The organism is Psychrobacillus sp. NPDC093180 (assembly GCF_044754065.1).
GTDB lineage: Bacteria > Bacillota > Bacilli > Bacillales_A > Planococcaceae > Psychrobacillus.
Genome location: NZ_JBIVOJ010000003.1, coordinates 98,666 through 118,852 on the forward strand (window position 1 = coordinate 98,666; position 20,187 = coordinate 118,852).

Annotated in this window: 21 protein-coding genes; 10 read left to right on the forward strand and 11 right to left on the reverse strand. The window is 36.5% G+C overall.

Going from position 1 to position 20,187, the window contains the following annotated elements; translation table 11 throughout:
• Nucleotides 1-45: 45 nt before the first annotated feature.
• Nucleotides 46-708, reverse strand: a complete 663-nt coding sequence (locus ACIP9W_RS05970) for a DUF2306 domain-containing protein (RefSeq protein WP_400787122.1) — start codon at nucleotides 706-708, stop codon at nucleotides 46-48.
• A 250-nt stretch (nucleotides 709-958) separates the two neighbouring features.
• Here ACIP9W_RS05970 and ACIP9W_RS05975 point away from each other — a divergent pair, with 250 nt between their 5' ends.
• Nucleotides 959-1,591 (forward strand): LysE family translocator, encoded by a 633-nt coding sequence (locus tag ACIP9W_RS05975; RefSeq protein WP_400787125.1) that lies wholly within the window; start codon nucleotides 959-961, stop codon nucleotides 1,589-1,591.
• Nucleotides 1,592-1,694: 103 nt separating this feature from the next.
• Here the strand turns inward: ACIP9W_RS05975 and yiaA are convergent, their stop codons facing one another.
• Together yiaA and ACIP9W_RS05985 are read right to left on the reverse strand one after the other, a co-directional pair.
• Entirely contained in the window at nucleotides 1,695-2,165 is a 471-nt protein-coding gene (yiaA, locus tag ACIP9W_RS05980) for an inner membrane protein YiaA (RefSeq protein WP_282245638.1), read from the reverse strand.
• Nucleotides 2,166-2,404: 239 nt separating this feature from the next.
• Complete coding sequence (locus tag ACIP9W_RS05985) at nucleotides 2,405-2,734, reverse strand: YflT domain-containing protein (RefSeq protein ID WP_142538096.1); 330 nt, start codon at nucleotides 2,732-2,734, stop codon at nucleotides 2,405-2,407.
• Between the two features lie 156 nt (nucleotides 2,735-2,890).
• Between ACIP9W_RS05985 and ACIP9W_RS05990 the strand changes: the two genes are divergently transcribed.
• Together ACIP9W_RS05990 and ACIP9W_RS05995 are read left to right on the forward strand one after the other, a co-directional pair.
• Nucleotides 2,891-3,388: a flavin reductase family protein gene (locus ACIP9W_RS05990; protein ID WP_400787129.1), complete on the forward strand. Its 498-nt coding sequence runs from the start codon at nucleotides 2,891-2,893 to the stop codon at nucleotides 3,386-3,388.
• 182 nt (nucleotides 3,389-3,570) lie between these two features.
• Nucleotides 3,571-3,966, forward strand: a complete 396-nt coding sequence (locus ACIP9W_RS05995; protein ID WP_400787131.1) for a VOC family protein — start codon at nucleotides 3,571-3,573, stop codon at nucleotides 3,964-3,966.
• Nucleotides 3,967-4,023: 57 nt separating this feature from the next.
• Here ACIP9W_RS05995 and ACIP9W_RS06000 read toward each other — a convergent pair whose 3' ends face one another.
• The 3 genes from ACIP9W_RS06000 to ACIP9W_RS06010 form a co-directional block, all read right to left on the reverse strand.
• The gene (locus ACIP9W_RS06000) at nucleotides 4,024-5,061 is read right to left on the reverse strand and encodes a PTS sugar transporter subunit IIC (protein ID WP_400787134.1); all 1,038 of its coding nucleotides are present in this window, start codon (nucleotides 5,059-5,061) and stop codon (nucleotides 4,024-4,026) included.
• Nucleotides 5,062-5,269: 208 nt separating this feature from the next.
• Nucleotides 5,270-6,010 carry a metallophosphoesterase family protein gene (locus ACIP9W_RS06005; RefSeq protein WP_400787137.1) on the reverse strand — a complete coding sequence of 247 codons (741 nt, stop codon included), beginning with the start codon at nucleotides 6,008-6,010 and terminating at the stop codon, nucleotides 5,270-5,272.
• Between the two features lie 15 nt (nucleotides 6,011-6,025).
• Entirely contained in the window at nucleotides 6,026-6,718 is a 693-nt protein-coding gene (locus tag ACIP9W_RS06010; protein ID WP_400787140.1) for a TVP38/TMEM64 family protein, read from the reverse strand.
• A gap of 137 nt (nucleotides 6,719-6,855) precedes the next feature.
• On the opposite strand from ACIP9W_RS06010, the gene ACIP9W_RS06015 reads away from it, so the two are divergent.
• Entirely contained in the window at nucleotides 6,856-7,590 is a 735-nt protein-coding gene (locus ACIP9W_RS06015) for a class I SAM-dependent methyltransferase (RefSeq protein ID WP_400787143.1), read from the forward strand.
• 77 nt (nucleotides 7,591-7,667) lie between these two features.
• Nucleotides 7,668-8,915: an erythromycin esterase family protein gene (locus tag ACIP9W_RS06020; protein WP_400787146.1), complete on the forward strand. Its 1,248-nt coding sequence runs from the start codon at nucleotides 7,668-7,670 to the stop codon at nucleotides 8,913-8,915.
• 50 nt (nucleotides 8,916-8,965) lie between these two features.
• On the opposite strand, the gene ACIP9W_RS06025 is transcribed toward ACIP9W_RS06020, so the two are convergent.
• Genes ACIP9W_RS06025 through ACIP9W_RS06035 form a run of 3 tightly spaced genes read right to left on the reverse strand, consistent with a single transcriptional unit; the run spans nucleotide 8,966 to nucleotide 10,780 of the window.
• Nucleotides 8,966-9,781, reverse strand: a complete 816-nt coding sequence (locus tag ACIP9W_RS06025; protein ID WP_400787149.1) for a DUF2785 domain-containing protein — start codon at nucleotides 9,779-9,781, stop codon at nucleotides 8,966-8,968.
• On the reverse strand, nucleotides 9,778-10,449 hold the full coding sequence (locus tag ACIP9W_RS06030; RefSeq protein WP_400787152.1) for a DUF1129 family protein: 672 nt from the start codon (nucleotides 10,447-10,449) through the stop codon (nucleotides 9,778-9,780). The genes ACIP9W_RS06025 and ACIP9W_RS06030 overlap by 4 nt, the downstream gene beginning before the upstream one ends.
• The gene (locus tag ACIP9W_RS06035) at nucleotides 10,436-10,780 is read right to left on the reverse strand and encodes a PadR family transcriptional regulator (RefSeq protein ID WP_400787154.1); all 345 of its coding nucleotides are present in this window, start codon (nucleotides 10,778-10,780) and stop codon (nucleotides 10,436-10,438) included. Before ACIP9W_RS06035 ends, ACIP9W_RS06030 begins: the two co-directional genes overlap by 14 nt.
• A 219-nt stretch (nucleotides 10,781-10,999) precedes the next feature.
• Between ACIP9W_RS06035 and dacB the strand changes: the two genes are divergently transcribed.
• The 3 genes from dacB (at nucleotide 11,000) to ACIP9W_RS06050 (ending at nucleotide 15,399) form a co-directional block, all read left to right on the forward strand.
• Complete coding sequence (gene dacB / locus ACIP9W_RS06040) at nucleotides 11,000-12,484, forward strand: D-alanyl-D-alanine carboxypeptidase/D-alanyl-D-alanine endopeptidase (protein WP_400787156.1); 1,485 nt, start codon at nucleotides 11,000-11,002, stop codon at nucleotides 12,482-12,484.
• A gap of 108 nt (nucleotides 12,485-12,592) precedes the next feature.
• Complete coding sequence (locus tag ACIP9W_RS06045; RefSeq protein WP_400787159.1) at nucleotides 12,593-13,201, forward strand: TetR/AcrR family transcriptional regulator; 609 nt, start codon at nucleotides 12,593-12,595, stop codon at nucleotides 13,199-13,201.
• Nucleotides 13,202-13,305: 104 nt separating this feature from the next.
• Entirely contained in the window at nucleotides 13,306-15,399 is a 2,094-nt protein-coding gene (locus ACIP9W_RS06050; RefSeq protein WP_400787161.1) for an MMPL family transporter, read from the forward strand.
• A 55-nt stretch (nucleotides 15,400-15,454) separates the two neighbouring features.
• On the opposite strand, the gene ACIP9W_RS06055 is transcribed toward ACIP9W_RS06050, so the two are convergent.
• Nucleotides 15,455-16,183: a polysaccharide deacetylase family protein gene (locus tag ACIP9W_RS06055; protein WP_400787164.1), complete on the reverse strand. Its 729-nt coding sequence runs from the start codon at nucleotides 16,181-16,183 to the stop codon at nucleotides 15,455-15,457.
• Nucleotides 16,184-16,391: 208 nt separating this feature from the next.
• On the opposite strand from ACIP9W_RS06055, the gene ACIP9W_RS06060 reads away from it, so the two are divergent.
• Nucleotides 16,392-17,927: a histidine kinase N-terminal 7TM domain-containing diguanylate cyclase gene (locus ACIP9W_RS06060; RefSeq protein WP_400787167.1), complete on the forward strand. Its 1,536-nt coding sequence runs from the start codon at nucleotides 16,392-16,394 to the stop codon at nucleotides 17,925-17,927.
• Nucleotides 17,928-18,310: 383 nt separating this feature from the next.
• On the opposite strand, the gene ACIP9W_RS06065 is transcribed toward ACIP9W_RS06060, so the two are convergent.
• The gene (locus ACIP9W_RS06065; RefSeq protein WP_400787170.1) at nucleotides 18,311-19,216 is read right to left on the reverse strand and encodes an AEC family transporter; all 906 of its coding nucleotides are present in this window, start codon (nucleotides 19,214-19,216) and stop codon (nucleotides 18,311-18,313) included.
• Between the two features lie 215 nt (nucleotides 19,217-19,431).
• Here ACIP9W_RS06065 and ACIP9W_RS06070 point away from each other — a divergent pair, with 215 nt between their 5' ends.
• Complete coding sequence (locus tag ACIP9W_RS06070; RefSeq protein WP_400787173.1) at nucleotides 19,432-20,166, forward strand: DUF2935 domain-containing protein; 735 nt, start codon at nucleotides 19,432-19,434, stop codon at nucleotides 20,164-20,166.
• Nucleotides 20,167-20,187 lie beyond the last annotated feature (21 nt).

A 20,187-nucleotide genomic window follows, 5' to 3' on the forward strand; every position in this document is an offset into this window, starting at 1 on the left:
AAGGCATGATTATTAAAGAAATATCCCTCAAAATTACATTTTCTATTATTCTACTACTGTTGGATGATTAGGTAAGTTGGATACTCGCTTTTTAATTAGTTTTCTTTGTATATATAACTCTGCGATAACAATATTAGGCACCCAAGACAACCATGCGATAATAGCATAACTAAGTTCGAATCGCTCTAAACCTAATAACAACATGAACAAAGGTAGCCAAATGCGCAGTGTGACTGCTGCAAAAGTTAAGGAGTAATTACGTATCATCCACTGTTGGTGATCATTCACTCGATTAGCTTTTACTTTAGAAAGTGCTTGATAGGCAGAAACCAACCAAAAAACTGATAAGGAACCAAAACCTAGCTTTCCAGCCAATCCTCCTGTAGCGTAAAATGCAAGATAAAGACCGGAAACACCGCCGAATAGAATACCGAGCATATACAGCTTTCCTAATCGTTTATGACGAATAATATTTTTTTCTCTAAACTTTGCAGATAAAGTGAAAGGACCAATCGCTAATGCTACTACACTTGCTGCAATATGGGTAAATAGCATAACGTACCAGAATGTACTCAACTTAGAAAGCGACATTAACTTCATCTGAACGAGCCCTGCATGATCCACTCCGATAATAAAATACTGAACAATGGCGTAACCGGCTACGCCAATTGCTAAAAAAATAAAAATAAATCCACTTATTTTATTCATCTTGATACCTCACCATTTTTAGTAGAATTAAATTCTGCTTTGCGGCATAAATATACTATCTGCATAAAATTCTGTCAACGATTATAAATTTACAAAAGAGTTAGTGGTGAGAGCTCGAATCGTATTTTCTCAAGAGACAAATATAAAAGTTATAAGAGAATAAGAATATTATATAATTTTTCTGTATTTTTATGCTAAAATAATTACAAACGGACGTATGAAGGGATAAAATTTGGAAGAAGTGTATCTTTTGAGTTTATTTTTTACGTATTTATTAGCAGGACTTGCGATTGCAATGCCTGTAGGAGCAATGACGGTTGAAATGACGAAGCAAGGTTTGAAAAATGGGTTCATGCATGGTTGGGCTGTGGGACTAGGTGGGATGACCATCGACTTCCTATTAATTATTGCCTTATATATGGGACTTGCTTCTGTACTTGCTGAACCTTTTATTCAAATACCAATGTGGATTATTGGTGCAGGATTTTTAGCATTTTTAGGTTATGAATCTATTAAAAATGCAGATCAGGGCATTACGTTGGCTGGTGAGAAACCAACGAAATCATTTTTTAGCTCATATCGCAATGGTTTGCTTGTAGCAGTTTCTCCTGGAAACCTTGTATTTTGGATTTCAGTCTTTGGAGCAGTGCTTGCTGATTCTTACGATACGACACAGCCCGCTACATTTTTAATCGTTGGAGCTGGTATTTTGTCAGGTATCTTGCTTCATGATGTTGGATTACTTGCAATTGTTTCAGTAACAAGAAAAGTAATGAATCAAACCATGATAAAATGGGTATCCATTATTGCTGGATTAATATTGTTTGGTTTTGCTGGATACTTTTTATATGAGTTTGTATTGACGATAAAAGGTATATTATAGTTACCCTTTAACAAAAGGATGGAATTTAACGACTTAGCGATGAACTAATAAGTGCCAGTTGCTCACATGTTTATTAGTGTGAGTGACTGGCACTGTTCATTATTCAATCTGCTTCTCGGGCTTTTTGCGTATCCCTTACATTTTTCTGAACTGTTATCGCTGCGAATATGCTAAGAACAAAAGCCATAGCATAAAATCCTTTTTCGCTTAAAACGATACTTCCTGCATTATATAAGCCAATGCCCATCAATAAAATAGAAATAATAATTGCAACCCAGCTAATTCCATAATAAATATTCGTAACTGGGATTCCTTCCTCTTTGTCTCTTACTGCTTTTTGTAAAGATACAGATGCATAGAGTCCAAATATTAAAATTGCAAAGTAATAGCCTTTTTCATTCAATTCCATTGCGGCATTGAACAAACCTATTAGATAAGCAGAGATTCCTATTATCAGTGCTGCCACAGAAGCCCCTTTGAAAGCGGAAGTAGGTTCACCATCTTTTCTTTCCATTTTCGGTTTTGGGACATTTTGTTTTTCCTTATCAAAAAATCCTTCATGATCATTAGTCATTGAATGTTTCCCTCCTTTATAACCATCATATCCAAACGACTATTAATCGGCAACGTTTTTTGAATAGTCTCTCCTTTCTAAATAAATGAATCAAACAGTTTAAAAAAAGAAATAATTCGAGCTAGCAGGAACAATGAAAGAGGGGATAAAGGTGTAAGTTAAATAATATATGCACAAAAGAAAAATCCTATTTCCCTTTACAGGAAATAGGATTTTTCACTTTATTAACAGATGTACATTTATTCTTGTGGTTTATGCGCAATAATTACTAACTTTCCTTTATCGAGCTCCATTTCTGCAGCTGCAGCTTCTTCTTTTGATAACCCGGTTGCCTCCATTTTGTTACGGAGTTCGTCCCCACGGGAAGTAAAGATGTTTTTCATCGAATCCAGAAGACCTTGTTCTTTTAAACCAACGTCTTTTGTATCTAAAGCATCGTTAATATCGTCGGCTCTTTCTTTGAAATGGGCGAAAATATGAATGTGGTCCTTTGAATAACCTTGTGATTCCAGTGTCTCAATTTCTTGTTTTGCTTGTAAGGCATTTTCTACTGTTAATTTGACTGTCATTATAATTCCTCCATTTGTTGTTTTATTTGTGATATACCTATCTTTACCCTTCCGGATATGATTTAAACAAAAGTGAAAATTCTGTGGAATCAAAAAGTGTGAAAGAATATAATGACTTTGATATGCTTAAAAGAAAATAGAATGGAAGAAGTTCATATGGATAATAAAATAGAGCAGATAGCAAGTTTTAAGGCGGCAATGGGCAATTACCCTACAGGCGTAACAGTAGTAACAGCATTTAACCAAGAGGGGAAACCGATGGGACTGACAGTTAACTCGTTTGCATCGGTTTCCTTAGAACCACTACTTATTTTGTGGTCAATTGATAAGCGAGTGTACTCGTATGAAGAATTTTTAAAAGTAGAAAAATTTACCGTGAATATTTTAGCTTCTGATCAAAGTGATTTATGTACGCTATTTTCTAGCAAAGTAGAAGACCGCTTCAGCCAATGTGACTGGAAAAAGTCTGAACTGAATTTGCCGGTTCTTGCGGATACATTAGCTACTTTACAATGTAAAGTATTTAGCCAAATTGATGCAGGAGATCACACGACGATAATTGGTGAAGTGCTAGATATCCAAAATGAAGATAAAGAACCGCTTCTTTATCATCGAAGAACTATTGGAGCTATACCGGAAGAATTTTATAATTAAGTGCCAAAAAAGATGTTTTCTATTTTATAGGAGGCATCTTTTTTTGCTATCGGCAAAAGCTCGCCGTTTTACCTTCGAGAAGATTCTATTATAGTTATGCAAATTATCATCGTAAAAATTCAGAATATATGGCATAATCAGAATGAATATGTTTCCAATAATTTTAGAAAAGAGGTTCTCAGATGGGGCGAGTTGTACACTTTGAAATTCATGTGGATGATATGGACAGAGCTAAGCAATTTTACGGAGAAGTTTTCGGTTGGCAATTTGAAGACTGGAGTGACTTTGCAGGAACACCTTATTTTGGGGCTATCACAGGAGATAAAGAGGAAAGGGGAATTGATGGTGCCTTAATGCAGCGTAGAACTCCATCACCTGAAAGTGGACAAAGTGTAAATGCATTTGTTTGCACAATGCAGGTGGAAGATTATGATTCTACAGAAGCAGCAATTTTAGCTCAAGGCGGTACAATTTCTGTTCCCAAGCATGCATTGCCTGGAATGGCATGGCAAGGATATTTTACCGATTCCGAAGGGAATATTATTGGGATTCACCAAGCAGACGAAAATGCCAAATAAGTGAATGATGCCAGGAACCGATACTATTTTATATAGTTTGGTTCCTGGCATTTATATCTATTCAAAATCTAATTTATAATCATTTGCTTTAATCAGTTTTAACTTTCGAGAGAAGACATAGATGAGACCGATATTTAATAGAATCGGGAGTATTAAAAACGTACTTAACATGATGGTTATATTTTCTAAAGTCCATCCGCCATCCGCTAAGTTTATGTAATTTAAAGGTCCAACTAATCCGGATATGCCGAACCCAGCACTATAAGGTGTTCCTTGGATGTTAAGTACTCCTGCGAGTGCACCTAGTATTGCTGCACTAATTAGCATAGGAAAAGCAATCTTTGGTTTCATAAAGAAGTTTCTCATTTGAATTTTTGGAGAACCAAGCACATGTGCAAGAGCGGTTCCAAGGCTATTTGCTTTGTAGCTTGCAATGGCCAAACCAAACCCAGTTGCAACAATACCTAGATTTGCGGCACCCGATCCAATACCAGAGAGCATAATAACTGTAGCAACTCCAACGGTAGAAATAGGGGATAGGATAATCAGACTGAAAACTACTGCTATAATGGCACCCATTAAAACTGGTTGTAATGTTGTGAGATGTGCTATACCTTGTCCCAACAAACCAGTCGAGTTTTTAATAAATGGTAATAGTAAATATCCAATCATCCCCGGAACTAAAATAGTTAAAGTAGGAATAACTAGAATGGAATACTCCTTTAAACGGTCACCAACTAGTTTTACAAATAAAACTGCTAGTGCGGCAGTAATTCCCGTGTTAATAACAATTCCGATGCCTTGAAGCGCAAATAAGCCGTCTGCTGTTTTTTGAACCGCACCACTACCGACCATAGCTGCAATACCAACGCTAGCTGTTTGAATGGGTGTTAGTTCAAACTTAATCCCGACCATAACACCAATCATCACAGGTAATAAACTCATAACAAATATAGTAATATCAAATAAATGCTGTAATGCTGGAACGTGAGGGATTATTAATTTTAAAATTTCCCCTAACAATGCATTGGGAATCAATGCTACTACAATCCCAATGCTCATTCCGGTTAATAACTTATTGAAAAAGTCTTTCACGTTACTAATCTCCATTTCTATTATGTATATTGTTGTTCATTATAGGGAGAATTCAGAAAACATTCAATACACTTTAACGCTTTAAAGTGAAAGTGTGAAAAAATGCATCAAAAATATATTATATTTAGTTGGATTTATGTGATTGAAAATAAAATAACTCCCTTTGAACATTTTATTGTTTAAAGGGAGTTGATTTATAAAAGTTAATTTAGTCTCCGACATAAAATAGTTTAAACATGATTTCTCTTTGAGGCACTTGAAGTGTCTCAAATCTTTGTAGAAAAGCTTTTTTATCATAAGGTGCATGATGGATTTGAATAGCTGGCTGCTTCGGTTTCGCAAAGTCAATAATCGCATAAGGAGCAGTACTTCCTTTTGAAACACCTAGTGCACCTGGGTTTACATAAATTTGATGTTCATTTTTAAAAAGGTGCTCCGGATGATGGTGTCCAAAACAAATAATATCAGCAGGGTAATGGCCGAACATTTTCTCCATATTATTTAGAGTTGGCTCTAGTATACTGTGAAAGGGCTCGTCTTTAATATGGGAATCACGCTTATTTAATTCAATATGATAGTGAATTCCAATGGTGCGCGTCTCGTTTATTTCTTTTTCAATAATCCGAGGTAATCGCCGTAGCTGAGCCTCATTTTCAGCAGATAATTGCTTTGCGACCCACTCGTGGTGTTCCCGTGTGTGTTTATAGGTTTCTGGATGTCCTTCCCCTGCAATAAGTGACAGGATGGCTTCATCATGGTTTCCCGTGATCATTCGAATATTTGGACGCGATAATAGTAAATCTAGCACTTCATTGGTGTCTGGACCCATTGCAATCATATCGCCAAGGCACCAAATTTCTTCTATAACTCCATGTGCGTCTATTTCCTTCAAGACTGCTTTAAGTGCTAGTTCGTTGCCATGAATATCTGTTAGTATAGCAATTTTCACATGTATTCTCTCCGTTCAAGGAAATAATTTATCCTTATCATCATGAATAGCATTTCTTTTCCGTTTCACTAGTTTAGATAAATAAAATAAAAGGATTGCTGTTGCGATAATAATCCAAATAATATATTCATCCCAGTTGGCGGACAGTATTCCTGCTGGTATGAGTGCGAGGACGAAGAAATAAATAAAATTACCGATAGAAGTTGCGAGTAAATAAGGAAGCAGTCGGATAGTGCTGAGACCTGCAACAATATTGACTAAACTCGTAGGGACAAAGGGAAAGATTCTCGCTTGGAATACGTAAACAAATCCATTTGCATCTATTTTTTCTATCAGTTTTGTATTAAATTTTTCTGCAATAACCTCTTGAAAAATATAGCGCGCACCATAATAAACAAGCAAAGAGGCAAGCACACCAGTTAGCCAACTCCATATAAAACCATTGATAAACCCAAAGAGTGTCATATTAATCGTAATCACAAGAATGAGTGGGAAAACAGTAAAAGAGTTTTGAATGAGCATAACTAGAAACATGAAAAATAAAGCATATCCCATATTTTTATTTAAAAACGTACGAATTGCTTCCACGTCACCGTTCCAAAGTAACATGATTAACTCTCTATTCAATATAAAAAATAAGCCGAAAAGGAACAATCCACACCATAGTAACCATTGTCTTTTGGTTAGTTTATTTAATATAGTTTTCATAAGTCACCGTGCTTTCTATACAATGTACGGTTCAAAGAGAATTATTATTCAATAGTACCATGATTTTGTAAAATCTAAAGTAAATTGCTAAGCTAGGAATAAAAGAAATAAATTTCAATGGGGATAGAGGGAATGCTATGGAATTTAAAGGGTCAAGTGCATACGATCAAGTAGAGTTCTTCAAAAATTATATGAAGAGAAGGGGAAGACTGGACAGCCCAAACAATGCAATAGAAGGTCCGATCATCTATGAACTGATGGGCGATTTTCAGGAAAAGAAAGTATTAGATTTAGGCTGCGGGGATGCTTCATTCGGGAAAGAATTATTAGAAAAGGGTGCTAAGCATTACTTGGGAATAGAAGGTTCGGAACAAATGGTAGCCACCGCAAAAGAGAATTTACTTAATAGGAACGGGATTGTCCATTTCGGCACAATGGAATCTTTTCATTTTCCTGTAAATGAATTTGATATCATTACTTCCCGATTTGCTATTCATTATATAGAAGATATTCAAAAACTGTTTAACCGTGTATACGATACCTTAAATGATAACGGACGATTCATATTTAGTGTGCAACATCCGCTTACAACGTCCTCATTTGTTAGTAAGCAAACTGGGGATAAGCGAGGAAACTGGGTAGTGGACGATTATTTTCTGGATGGGGTGCGAAAAGAACCATGGATAGACAAAGTCGTTGTTAAATACCACAGGACTATCGAACAATATTTTACCGCACTAAAAAATGCAGGGTTTTCTGTGTTGGATTTACGAGAAGGCACTCCAAAGCGAGCACATTTTAGTAGCGAAGAGGAATATGAAAGAAGGCTTAGAATTCCTATTGTTTTAGCATTTTCTTGTTTAAAAGTATAAGAGAAAAGGAATCGTATCAGTGAAATGAATGAAAGACTTGCACCCAACTCAAACTGAATGGAAAAGGAGTGTATTCATTGATTCCACTAGAAGATACGATTAAAAAATATGCCTTACCATATGAAAACACCGAAGATTTAACACCAATCTTGGAAGCGATTGGAGATGCTAAGATTGTTCTATTAGGAGAAGCAAGCCATGGAACTTCCGAGTTTTATACAGCTCGAGCGGAGTTGTCGAAACGTTTAATAGAAGAGAAGGGATTCACTCTTATTGCGGTGGAAGGAGACTGGCCGTCTACTCAGCATATTAATAGGTATATAAAAGGCTATAAAGAAGGCCCTGAGAATGTGCGACAAGCATTTAAAGCCTTTGAACGCTTTCCTACCTGGATGTGGGCAAATGAAGAAATCGCTGAGTTTGTTACATGGTTAAAAGAGTATAATGCACAAAAAGAAGAGAAGGTGGGATTCTACGGAATTGACGTGTATAGCCTATGGGAATCACTTGATGAAGTAATCAATTATTTGAGTAGGACTAACCCCCAAGGGACGGATCTAGCGTTTGCCAAAAAAGCCTTCTCTTGTTTCGAACCATTTAATCGTCATCCTGAAACCTATGCATTTTCCTCAGTCAATATTTCAGATGCATGTGTTGACGAAGTATCTAAGCTGTTAACTTCTATCCGGGCTCATGAAGACAAATATAAAGATGCCGAAGAAACAGATTTAAATTTAAAAATAAATGCCATGGTCGCTAGAAATGCAGAAGAATATTACCGTGCGATGGTTCGAAGTGATGAGTTATCATGGAATGTTCGGGACGAGCATATGGTCGAGGCGATCAATGAGATTATGGACTACCATGGAAAAGATGCGAAAATAATTATTTGGGAACATAACACGCATATCGGGGATGCATCTGCTACGGATATGGAAGCGGCCGGAATGGTGAATGTGGGACAAATTCTTCGTTTGCAAAATAGAAAAGAAAATGTATTTGCTATTGGCTTTGGTACGCATAGAGGTACGGTTATCGCTTCGAACGAATGGGGACTTCCATATAAGGAAATAGAAGTACCTCCAGCAAGAAAAGAATCATGGGAAGCTGCATTACATAATGCTGGTGCGCATGACAAGCTATTAATATTTAATGAAGAGAATCGATCCATATTTAATAATTGGATTGGGCATCGCGCCATAGGGGTAGTGTATCATCCTGAATTTGAGGCTTACGGCAATTATGTCCCATCCAAAATCGGCAGTCGTTATGATGCGTTTATTTATATGGAACAAACAAAGGCACTTTCGCCGATTCAAACGTAAGGCTGAAAATCAATAAAGGCGCTCTCAGGGTACTGGAGCACCTTTGCTTTCTAATAGAGTAATTTCAATACTAGTTGTTTAACTGTCTCTTTCAAATCACTTTGAATAGCTTCTTTTTCGAGTAAGAAGTAGGTGGATTTCAAGAAGTTTTTAAATGCTAGTTTTGCGTAATAGGGTTGTAATACATCGTCGGCCTTTGCTTGTTTATCAATAAGTGATTGATGAAACCCTAGTAACCAATTAGCGATTTCTGATTCCTGAAAGTGATGCTTTGTTAGCGTTACAAACGCATAAGATAAGCGTTCTTCTTCGTCGTCTTGGTAACCATGAGCGATGGTGATAAATCGAGTGATATGTTGTAGCGCTTTGCGTGCATCCTCTTCAGTTGCTAATGGATGTTTGATCAATGAATCTAACAAATCTGCCCCGTGTGCTACTGCATGAGCCCAACCTTTTTGAGCTACATGACCTCTTAGATCATTCTCTTTTGTCATATAGTCATGAGTAGTATCTATTACTTTTCTTACTAGATCCTCATCGACTACTTGTTTGCTCGAATCGTATTCTAATATGGCAGCGTATACAAGAGAAGTGAACGATCGTGTAAATACAAAGTCGGACGAAGATTGTTCGATATTCTTTACTAGTAATTCATTTTCTAGTAGCTTATTTAAAATATATTCCAGCTGCTGTTTATTTAGATGATCTTTAAAAATTAACGTCCAAAAAGCAGTGTATATTAATTTATCTCTTAAAAAAGGGTCTGTTGAACCGATATTTTCAATCATATCATCTAAAATATCAAATGATACAAGTTTCAAATCATCTACTATAAGACAATTTAATTTATCTTCAAACTTCGTCATTTTTTTCTCCCTTTCATGATCCAAGATATAAGTACCAGCACTGCACCGACTCCTAAAGAGGCGATCCAAGGAAATTCAAAGGAAGGACCAAAGTCTTTTATAAAGTAGCTTGCAACCATAATTATTAGAAATCCGCCCGCTCCGAATAAACCGGCTTTTACCATTAGTTTTTTATCGCTGGATTTTTCATCGAATAATGATTGATGGATCAAACTAAAAATTACTTTTACTCCCACGCTAACCATTAAAGCAATTAATACTAATATAATAAACGATGGGATGATAAACACCCTCGAATCGACTTCCTGCATTTGTCCGATAATGAGAAGGGCGATACTTCGAATAACCAAGAACCAGCCTAATAAATTTACTGCTACTTGGCTAACAAGTTTTAACGAGTTCTTCTTTTCTTCCTCAGGTAAGTGGCTAATGATTTCATCTGCATAGCTTTTTGGATCATCTCCGAAAATATCTCTAGCTGTCTTTCCATCCTTTTGACCTTCTAATAAGTGATCTAACATTTCCATTAAAACTTCTTCCGACTGTTGTTCCGATAAGCTGAGTTTCGTTCGTATATAAAGCAATAAATTCGAGTAGTACTTTTCATTTTCCTCTGTAAGCAAATCTCTTTTTTGATTGTTTTGTGCAATTAATTCACTTGCTTTCATTTGAATCTACTCCTTTCGTTAGTAGGGCATTAATGGGGATAGATAATTGATTCCACTCTTCTGAAATGACTATTAGTGCTTCTTTTCCGGCTGGAGTTAATGAGTAATACTTTCGGTTTGGTCCAGATTCCGAAGGTTTCATTTCTCCTGTAATAAGTTTATTTTTTTGCAATCGTAATAAAACAGGATAAATTGTTCCTTCGCTAACGTCCGCTAAACCAATGTTCTGTAATTTACGAGATAATTCATATCCATAAACAGGTTCTTTTTCAATGACAGCAAGCACGCATCCATCAAGAATTCCTTTTAGCAATTGACTTCTGATTGTCACAAATAATCCTCCTAGCAACTATATTGTTAAACAAGATAGTGTTCTAAAAAAGAACTACCTTGTTAAGCAAAGTAGTTGGTTTGAGTATAATATAAAAAGAAAATTAATGTCAACTAGGAAATTAGAACGCATTTTTTAAAAGTTAATAAATCAACTTATTTTCTGACAATTACGTGTTAAAATACAAATAACTACATCATTCAACATGGGAGGTACATAGTGAACAATTGGAGAAAAATTTTAGTTAGCCTCGTTGCTCTTTTCATGATCAGTAGTAGCGTATTTATACCTTTAAAAGAAGATTCCAAAGTAGAAGCAGCCACATCTTATGCAAGTTTACAAAATAAGCTAAATAATATCATGGCAGATAGTAGGATGAAAAATGCCACGTCGAGTGTGACCGTCCGAAAAGCATCCACAGGAGAAATTGTTTATCAATATAATGGGGATAAAGAAATTACTCCTGCCTCTTCTCTAAAACTGCTGACAGGTGCTGCGGCTCTGGAAACTCTTGGAGAGAACTACCGCTTTTCAACTATTGTATTAACAGACGGTAAGTTGAAAAATGGAACACTAAATGGCAATTTGTATGTAAAGGGGCAAGGGGATCCTACATTATTGAAAAACCACTTTGACAATTTTGCAAATAGTTTAGCAAAACAGGGCATCAAAAGGGTTTCAGGCAATTTAGTCGGAGATGACACATGGTACGATAATGTTCGTTTATCTGCAGGGATATTAGCAGAGGACGAGCCTTATTATTATGCAGCGCCAATTTCTGCACTAACACTTTCGCCTAATGGAGATTTCGATGCAGGCTCTGTCATTGTGGAAGCAAAGCCAGGAACAAACGGGAAAGCGACTAAAGTAACGATGACGCCTGTTACAAGCGTTTTAAAAATAGTAAATAACTCCAAAACAGTTCCTAAAGGGAGTAAAAATACATTAAAAATTACGCGTCAAGTCGGGACGAATAAAGTTATGATTACTGGAAACTCACCAATTGGCACTTCCGGGATAAAAGAATGGATATCCGTAACGAATCCAACTATTTATACCTTAGATATTTTCAAAAGGTCACTCGCGGAAAAAGGTATTACATTTGCAGCTTCTTCTAAAGTTGTAGAAGGAAAAACTCCTAAAAATGCAAAAGCATTAGTCTCAAGAAAGTCCATGCCATTGAAAGAACTAATCATTCCTTTTATGAAACTAAGCAATAATACACATGCAGAAATGTTAGCAAAGGAAATGGGCAAAGCCAAATATGGAGAAGGCAGCTGGGATGCAGGTTTACTGGCCATGCATGAATACGCAGCCTCGGTTGGATTAGACGTGACGAAATGGAAGTTTGAAGATGCATCTGGTATGTCATACTCCAATAAAGTTAGTTCTGGCCAGTTGTCGCAGCTACTGTATGTTGTTCGCAAAGAGCCTTGGTACAATACGTATTATAAGAGTCTTCCAATTGCAGGGGTATCCGACCGATTTATAGGCGGAACACTTCGCAATCGATTGAAGTCAGCTCCGGCGAAGGGTAATATACAAGCAAAAACAGGCAGTCTTGAAAATATTAAATCACTTTCAGGTTATGCTAAAACGAAAAATGGAGAAACGCTTATATTCACGGTATTAACCGAGAAAAACAAAACAAGCACAATTCCAGTTATAGACCAACTTGCAACTACAATCACTAATTATAAATAACTAAAAGAAAAGCAATTCGATTGATATTACAGGGTGGTCACCGGTGCCTGGCACCATTACCACTTCTGTAATATTTTTGATTTGAAGATTGTTTATGAAATGGGCGTCATGTACTATAATTACGTAAGTAGCGAGGTGAAAGAATTGGCGCGTGAACGTAAATATACAGATGAGGATTTGTTTCAAGCGACGAAACAAATGATTATTACTGATGGTTATGAAGCATTTACTTTTAGTAAATTAGCAACGGCCTTAGATGTATCAAGAGGAAGTATTTATAAATATTATGAAAATAAGGATGAATTAATATCCGAATTTCTTATGTATGAGATGAATAGTTTTCTAAAGAAATTTAATGAGCTTGATAAGTCAGGGGATTTCCAAACGCAATTTGATCTATTAATCGATTTCATCTTTGAACAGAGCAATATACATCAAGTAGTAGAAATCATCCATCAAATTCCCATTAATACAACAAAAAGAGTGGAAGATAACAAATCCAAGCTAAGTGAATACTATGTGGATATGTATGAACAATTTCAAGGGTTTATCGAGTTAGGAAGGAAAGAAAATGTGATTAAAAATCATATACCTACTGCAGTTTTACTAGGTATGATTTTTCAAACGATAGCAATACCAAACCATTTTGGAATACCGCAAGCGGAATGGATTTCTTCTATCAAAGAAATACTAAGTCATGGAATGTTCGAAAAATGATAATTGACATAACTGTCACCTTTACACATAATGGGAAGGGTAGTTATGTTTTTTTTATTCAAAGTGACACTTGTGTCACTTAAGAAGCTTAGGGAGGGAGAAAAATGAAAAAAGCTTTACGTCATGTTACAGATTTTGTAGCTAAAAAGAGTGGCATGTGGATGACACTAGGAATCTGGTTAGCTATTACAGTTCTATTAACTGTTTTTGCGCCAAGTGCAAGCGAATATAAAGTATCTAGTGTAGATTCATTACCGGAGGATGCAAAATCAGTTATAGCTCAAAAGAATATCGATGAACATTTTAAAGACGCGGAAAGTATTCCAGGAATCCTTGTTCTACAATCGGAAGAAGGGGAAATAAATGTCGAAACCCTTGGAGTGGCTTTAGAGAAAGTAACCTCTGCTAATATAAATGGATTAAAAGAAATGATTTCATTTAGCAGCTTGCCACCTCAAGCACTTACAGGTTTTTTCTCAGAGGATAAAAAAACAGCTGTTATTCCTTTTAGTTTTGATCCATCTTTAGAAACGGATGAACTAGAAGCTAGTTTGGAAGCAACAAAAAAAATCGTAATTGATGAAACAGGTTCTACTGTTTATATGACTGGTCCCGCTGGAATTGCTGTAGATACGACCAACTTATTTTCTAGGGCAGATATTGTTTTATTGTTATCGACCGTAGGCATAATATTGATCCTGTTAATGGTAATTTATCGTTCCCCTTTATTAGCTCTGATTCCGCTTTTGGCAGCTGCAATTGTGTATCAAGTTGTCAATCAGTTGCTCGGCATTTTAGGGGCAAACGGTTTGGAATTAGCTAGTCAATCTGTTTCCATTATGTCCATTCTTTTATTTGCCGCAACAATCGATTACTCGTTATTTGTATTCTCTCGTTACAGAGAAGAGTTGAAGAACTATGAACAAAAATTCGATGCGATGAAGTGGGCGATGCGTGAGACCGGAATTCCAGTATTTTTTGCTGGAGGTACAGTATTTGTTGCAATGCTTGTTCTCTTTTTCGCTAACTTTGGAGATTATAAGAACTTTGCCCCAATTTTTGGTACTACGATGCTCGTCATTATGTTTGCTTCGGTAACGTTGATCCCAGCTTTATTTACTTTGTTCGGGCGTAAGTCGTTCTGGCCGCGTATTCCAAAATACGGAGAGCAAGAAGTAAAAGCAAGTTCATTATGGGGTAAAATCGGTTCTTTTGTTGTGAACAAACCACTAATTGCGGCATTTTCAATACTAATAATATTAGTAGTTTCAGCGTTGAATATGTTTAACATGAAATATGAGTTTGATACGATCAAATCCTTCCCAGATGACATGCCTTCTCGAGAAGGCTATGAAATAATCGAAGAGAAATTTGAGAAAGGGGATCTCGCCCAAACGACCGTTTTGTTTGAATCTGACAGTGAAATTTCAGAAGACGTTCAAGCAAGTGTAATGGAACAGTTATCTAAACAAGAATTAGTTAGTTCTGTTCGTCCATCGGGAGTTTCGGAAGACGGTCTTGCGGTTCAATATCAATTAACATTTGAAGAAAGTCCTTATTCCGCAAAATCCATGGACGCGCTAGAAGAGATGGTAAAAAATGCTAAGAGCATTGTAAAAGCTAGCGACGCTGAAGGAGAGCTGTTTTTCGCTGGTGAGACGGCTATTAAAGTAGATGATCGATCTGTAAATGATCGAGACTTAATCGTCATCGTGTTACTTGAAACTCTGTTAATTTTCACCTTGCTAATCGTTTTAACGAGATCGTTCAAAATGCCGATTTATATGATGGGAACGATATTATTATCTTTCTTAGCGGCACTTGGTCTTGGAATGTTTTTATCGAACCTATTCTTCGATATAGATACGATTAGTAATCGAGTTCCACTGTATTCATTTGTCTTCCTAGTAGCGCTCGGAATTGATTATAATATTATTTTAATCTCGAGGTTTTTAGAAGAACGTAAAAAGCACAATGTAAAAGAAGCCGTTCAAATTGCAGTGACAAACACAGGAGGGGTTATTTCTTCAGCAGGTATTCTATTAGCCGCAACTTTTGCCGTGCTGATGACACAACCGATACAGCTCCTTTTTGTCTTCGGTTTCATCGTCGCTGTCGGAATTATATTAGATACATTCCTAATTAGAGGTATTCTTCTGCCAGCATTAATCGTTCTATTTGAAAAAGATAAAAAATAAAAAGCATAACAGTATTCTTACTAATGCTAGCCGCTTGTAAGAATACTGTTATACGTTAGTTTTTCAAGCTCATACTTGTTATTTCTAGTAGCTCTGATATAGTAACGAACTCATATCCCTGAGCTTGTAGTTTTGGAAGAATTTCTTCCAGTGCCTTTACCGTTTGAGAGCGATCTCCACCTGCATCGTGAAACAATACAATATTGCCTGGTTTGGCACCGGATAAAACGGTCGAAACAATTTTATCCACACCTGGGGATTTCCAATCTTCCGTATCCTGATGCCATGACCACATAACTACTCTGTAGCCATTTTCTACAGCTGTATTGATGATTCGATCATCATAAGTTCCTCCTACAGGACGATAATACAGCGGATAAGTACCAGTAATATCATGGATGATTTCATTTGTCTTTTTTAATTCATCTTCTAGCTTTTCCGGGGTGATTTTATAAGGGTGGGTATACGTATGATTGGCTATTTCATGCCCTTCTTGTCCCATCTTCAAAATTAGATCAGGCATGTTCTCTGCGCGTTCACCAATCACAAAAAATGTAGCTTTGGCATTGTATTGCGCTAGTAAATCCAAAATTTGTGTAGTATACGTGGAATGGGGGCCATCGTCAAAGGTGAGGGCAATAATTTTTTCCTCCGTCTGAATGTCCCAAAGCACATAACCTCTCTGTTCATAATACGGTCTACCTTTATCCATTGCGGAGGAAGCATAAGCGATACAAAAAATTAAAATAATAAATAATCCAATCTTCCATACTAAAGACTTCATAAATAGTTCCTCCTAGTTCGACTACAGTGAGGGAAGTTCGTTTTAATTATTGTTCACTTAGACAGCCAGATTATACGGTAACATTCTCTTTAGATACGTGAAGTTTACATAGGAATTACCTAAAATTTAAGTATAGTCAGAGGGTCATAAGCTACTATATAATACAAATAACGATATGAAGTAATTGGAAATGGAGTAATAATCATTAATGTACATACTAATAGTTATATTAGCTGGGACGATTAGCCTCTTTTTATGTTTGTACGCTCATTTAAAGCTCAAGGAAGCACCTGGAGCACGACCCTATTTTTTTGTCACATTATTATCGACGATTTTTACATTCTCTTATGCCTTCGAACTAGCAAGTACATCCCTGGAGCAAGTGCAATTTTGGTTAAGAATGGAGTATCTTGCCTTACCATTTATACCGGTCTTCGTTTTAATCATGTGTTTTGAATACGTGGGACAAAAGCTGAAGCAGTGGATCTATTATGTCCTTTTTATGATACCGATTATGACTATTTTTATGCTCAACACAAACAAACTTCACCATTTATATTACACCTCCATGCAGTTAAGTAACGACGGACCGTCTCCTATTTTAGAGCTAGAATATGGTCCTTGGTTTTATATTCATTCCATCTTTGTTTTTTCGTGTTTGATGATAGCAATTATTGTGTTATTAAGGCAGTTGAAAAAATCTCAATTTAGATTCCGAATGCAAGTCTTGCTAATGGTGACAGGGCTTATGATACCTATTTTAGCGAGTTGTTTATATTTAAACGATCTAACTCCGTATGGAATCGATCTTGGACCAGTGTCGATGAGTATTACATTTATTTTTCACGGTGTTGCGCTTTTATCCTTTCAAATGTTCCATGTATCGCCGATTGTGAGAGATAAAGTATTTGAAAGTATGAAAGAAGGAGTAATTGTATTAAATCAAAATGGGGCGATAGTCGATTACAATAAAGCCATTTTAAATGTTATCCCCAGTTTAAATTTCCGAGCTATTGGAAAGATGTTAACGGATATGCTTGGTAAAGAAAGTACGCTTGCTGAAATTATTGACGAAGGCAAAGAATGTGACTATAAAGTATGTATAGCAGATAAAATTACTTATTTTCATATTAGTTTTTCACCCATCCAAAATAAGCGGAATATGCAGCTGGGAAAGATTATAACCTTCGCTGATGTAACGGAAAGAGTGTATTTACAGGAAAAGCTAAAGCAATTAGCAAGTATGGACGGTTTAACCCAAGTGCTTAATCGAACTTTTTTTATGAAAAAAGCGGAAATGATAATAGATGATCTTGCTATAACTGGAGGAGATGTATCCGTTATTATGTTCGATATTGATCATTTTAAAAAAGTGAATGATACATTTGGTCATGAAGCAGGAGACGTTGTATTAACTCAAGTGACAAGCATTGCAAAACAACACTTAAGAGCCAAAGATGTAATAGGACGATATGGCGGTGAGGAGTTTATCTTATGTATGCCGCATGCCTCTTTAGAGGAGGCATATGAAGTGGCTGATCTAATACGGGAAAAAGTATGTGCAAAGCGTACAAGTTTTAATGGGAAAGATATTTGTATAACTTCTAGCTTTGGTATTTCAAATGCATTCATCGAATTAGGGAATAATAGCTTATCGTTGCAAGGGCTTATTAGACAGGCTGATCATGCTTTGTATGAAGCGAAAGAGAATGGAAGAAACCGTATTTACGTGTATGGAAACTAATTTTGTTTGCTGTTTAAAAATAAAGCTAAAGCCTTCTTCGTCATCGAAGAAGGCTTTTTAATGCAACGCTGTATAGGAAAACTGCGCGGTAGTTATCGGCGTCTCCCTCCAAGTAAACTTGTTATTTTAACACTTCGGTAACCGCTCCTAAACGAACGCCATGCGCTCCTTAAAACTGTTTATGCTCATACAGACGTCTCATGCGCTCGTAAAACTCTGGTATACGCTCCTAAACAAACGCCATGCGCTCCTTAAAACAGTTTGTGCTCATACAGACGTCTCATGCGCTCGTAAAACTTCGGTATCCGCTCCTAAGCAAACGCCATGCGCTCCTTAAAAAAGTTTGTGCTCATACAGACGTCGCATACGTTTTTTCTGCTGTATTATATTCCAAGGAAAAATAACACAAAAGGGATTGTGATAATACTAATGATAGTTGTAACAAATGTCGTGAAAGATACGAGATCCGGTTCTGTGCCAAATTGAAGCGCGAGAAGCGTCGTATTCGCGGCAGTCGGCATGGACGCTTGTATGATAAATACGGTTTTGATCATATCATTCAGTGGCATAAAATAAACGACTAATGCTGCAATGACAGGGGAAATCACCATTCGAATAACAGTTGCAACTGAGACATATCGATAAGCGACCTTTTTTCTTGAAATAACGGCTAGTTGCATACCAAGAACGAGCATTACCGTTGGGATGGAAGCATCCGCCACTAGTCCAATCCCATCCATAATTGATTTCGGAACCGAAGCACCGACTAATTGCAAAATGATTCCTAAGGTTGCTGCATAAATGAGCGGCATGCGGATGACCCTTTGTAAAGATTGACGCCACGAGGCCTTTTCTTCGCCCCCTAAAGAAGCAAAGAAGATTCCGAATGTATTGATGAATAGACCGTGTAAAACCATAATGATAACAGCATAATCAAACCCAACGGCACCTAAAGCAAAAAGAACAACCGGAGCTCCATAGTTACCGCTATTCGGAAAAGCAGCACCGAGCATTAACGCCGCAAATTGGGGACGTGAAGATTTCAGCATACGTGCAGTTAACCACACGAAAAGGAAAAGTCCAAATATGAGAAGGATACAAGCTAACACCATATAAAAGTAATCAATGGTTAATGCATGTGTATAAAATGTGCGAAAAGCTAAAAAAGGTGACATAAGATAAAGAGCCGCAGTCGAAATAGACTTAATATCAAACCCTATTAATCTCTGTCCTAAAAAACCAATAAAAAAGATAATGAAAACAGGTAAAATAATTAACAATAAATCCACAAAACTCACCTCATCAACAAATTACAAGCCTGTTACTGGTGCCGAGCAGCAGTAACAAAACACTTTTATCTATTAACTAACTATAACATTAATTGGTTATTCTTTTTGAATAATTTGAAAAACGTTAAAAGGTGACATCATTTTCTCGTTTTGCATATACTTTTATTATGTAAAAAGGGGGATTTCAACTGGCAATTTCGTTTCAAGAAACTGCATTGTATGAACTTCATTTTTGGCTGGAAGTGTTAGGAGATCACGGACGGTTTATTCATGACTCATTGGCACCGGGTGAGAAAGAAAAAATAGAAGTGGCAGCTTCTTTTATCAAACGGTTTGATCAACTACTAGAAACCTCAAAAAAACCGTTAACAGATCAGGAAATAATGGTGGTTGCACAAAAAGCTAAAGTAGCGAGTGAAAAAATACGAGCGTTTAAATTATGGTTAATTAAAGAGCATTTAGTTGGAGAAGTGAAAATCTCTTTGCCGCCTAGTTTCATTAATCATATGGTAAATGAAGTAGAAGAAGCGATTCGAGTATTCTCCTACTTAGAGAACGGACAGAACATTCCAGCGGTTCATCCCTTACATCATGATCTGTTATGGCTCATTGATGCGGCAGGCCATGCTGGAGCAATTGATGCAGACTTAGACAGTGTAGAAAAGAAATTAAAGGAAAAAGGTCAGCAGTTCATGAAAGAGTGGGAAGACTTTTATCTAAAGGCTATTGAATTAGCAGGTTATTTACGTGCGAATGTCGACAAGTTTCCAGCATTAGATAAATTCCATCAAGGTATTGAATTAGAAATGACTATTTTCAAAGTCTTTTTAAGGGAATTAGAAGAAATGAGGATAAAAAAAGAAGCGCTAGGAACCTTTACACCACTTATGGCAGACCATATGGCAAGAGAAGAGACATACTATTTAAGGAAGATCGAACTAGTCCCTTAAAAAATAGAAAGTGAAAAACCT

Excerpts from the sequence above, each read along its gene's own strand:
- ACIP9W_RS05970 (WP_400787122.1), bottom strand. The coding sequence starts at position 708 with ATGAATAAAATAAGTGGATTTATTTTTATTTTTTTAGCAATTGGCGTA.
- yiaA (WP_282245638.1), bottom strand. The coding sequence starts at position 2,165 with ATGACTAATGATCATGAAGGATTTTTTGATAAGGAAAAACAAAATGTC.
- ACIP9W_RS05985 (WP_142538096.1), bottom strand. The coding sequence starts at position 2,734 with ATGACAGTCAAATTAACAGTAGAAAATGCCTTACAAGCAAAACAAGAA.
- ACIP9W_RS05990 (WP_400787129.1), top strand. The coding sequence starts at position 2,891 with ATGGATAATAAAATAGAGCAGATAGCAAGTTTTAAGGCGGCAATGGGC.
- ACIP9W_RS05995 (WP_400787131.1), top strand. The coding sequence starts at position 3,571 with ATGGGGCGAGTTGTACACTTTGAAATTCATGTGGATGATATGGACAGA.
- ACIP9W_RS06010 (WP_400787140.1), bottom strand. The coding sequence starts at position 6,718 with ATGAAAACTATATTAAATAAACTAACCAAAAGACAATGGTTACTATGG.
- ACIP9W_RS06015 (WP_400787143.1), top strand. The coding sequence starts at position 6,856 with ATGGAATTTAAAGGGTCAAGTGCATACGATCAAGTAGAGTTCTTCAAA.
- ACIP9W_RS06025 (WP_400787149.1), bottom strand. The coding sequence starts at position 9,781 with ATGACGAAGTTTGAAGATAAATTAAATTGTCTTATAGTAGATGATTTG.
- ACIP9W_RS06030 (WP_400787152.1), bottom strand. The coding sequence starts at position 10,449 with ATGAAAGCAAGTGAATTAATTGCACAAAACAATCAAAAAAGAGATTTG.
- ACIP9W_RS06045 (WP_400787159.1), top strand. The coding sequence starts at position 12,593 with ATGTACTATAATTACGTAAGTAGCGAGGTGAAAGAATTGGCGCGTGAA.
- ACIP9W_RS06050 (WP_400787161.1), top strand. The coding sequence starts at position 13,306 with ATGAAAAAAGCTTTACGTCATGTTACAGATTTTGTAGCTAAAAAGAGT.
- ACIP9W_RS06055 (WP_400787164.1), bottom strand. The coding sequence starts at position 16,183 with ATGAAGTCTTTAGTATGGAAGATTGGATTATTTATTATTTTAATTTTT.
- ACIP9W_RS06060 (WP_400787167.1), top strand. The coding sequence starts at position 16,392 with ATGTACATACTAATAGTTATATTAGCTGGGACGATTAGCCTCTTTTTA.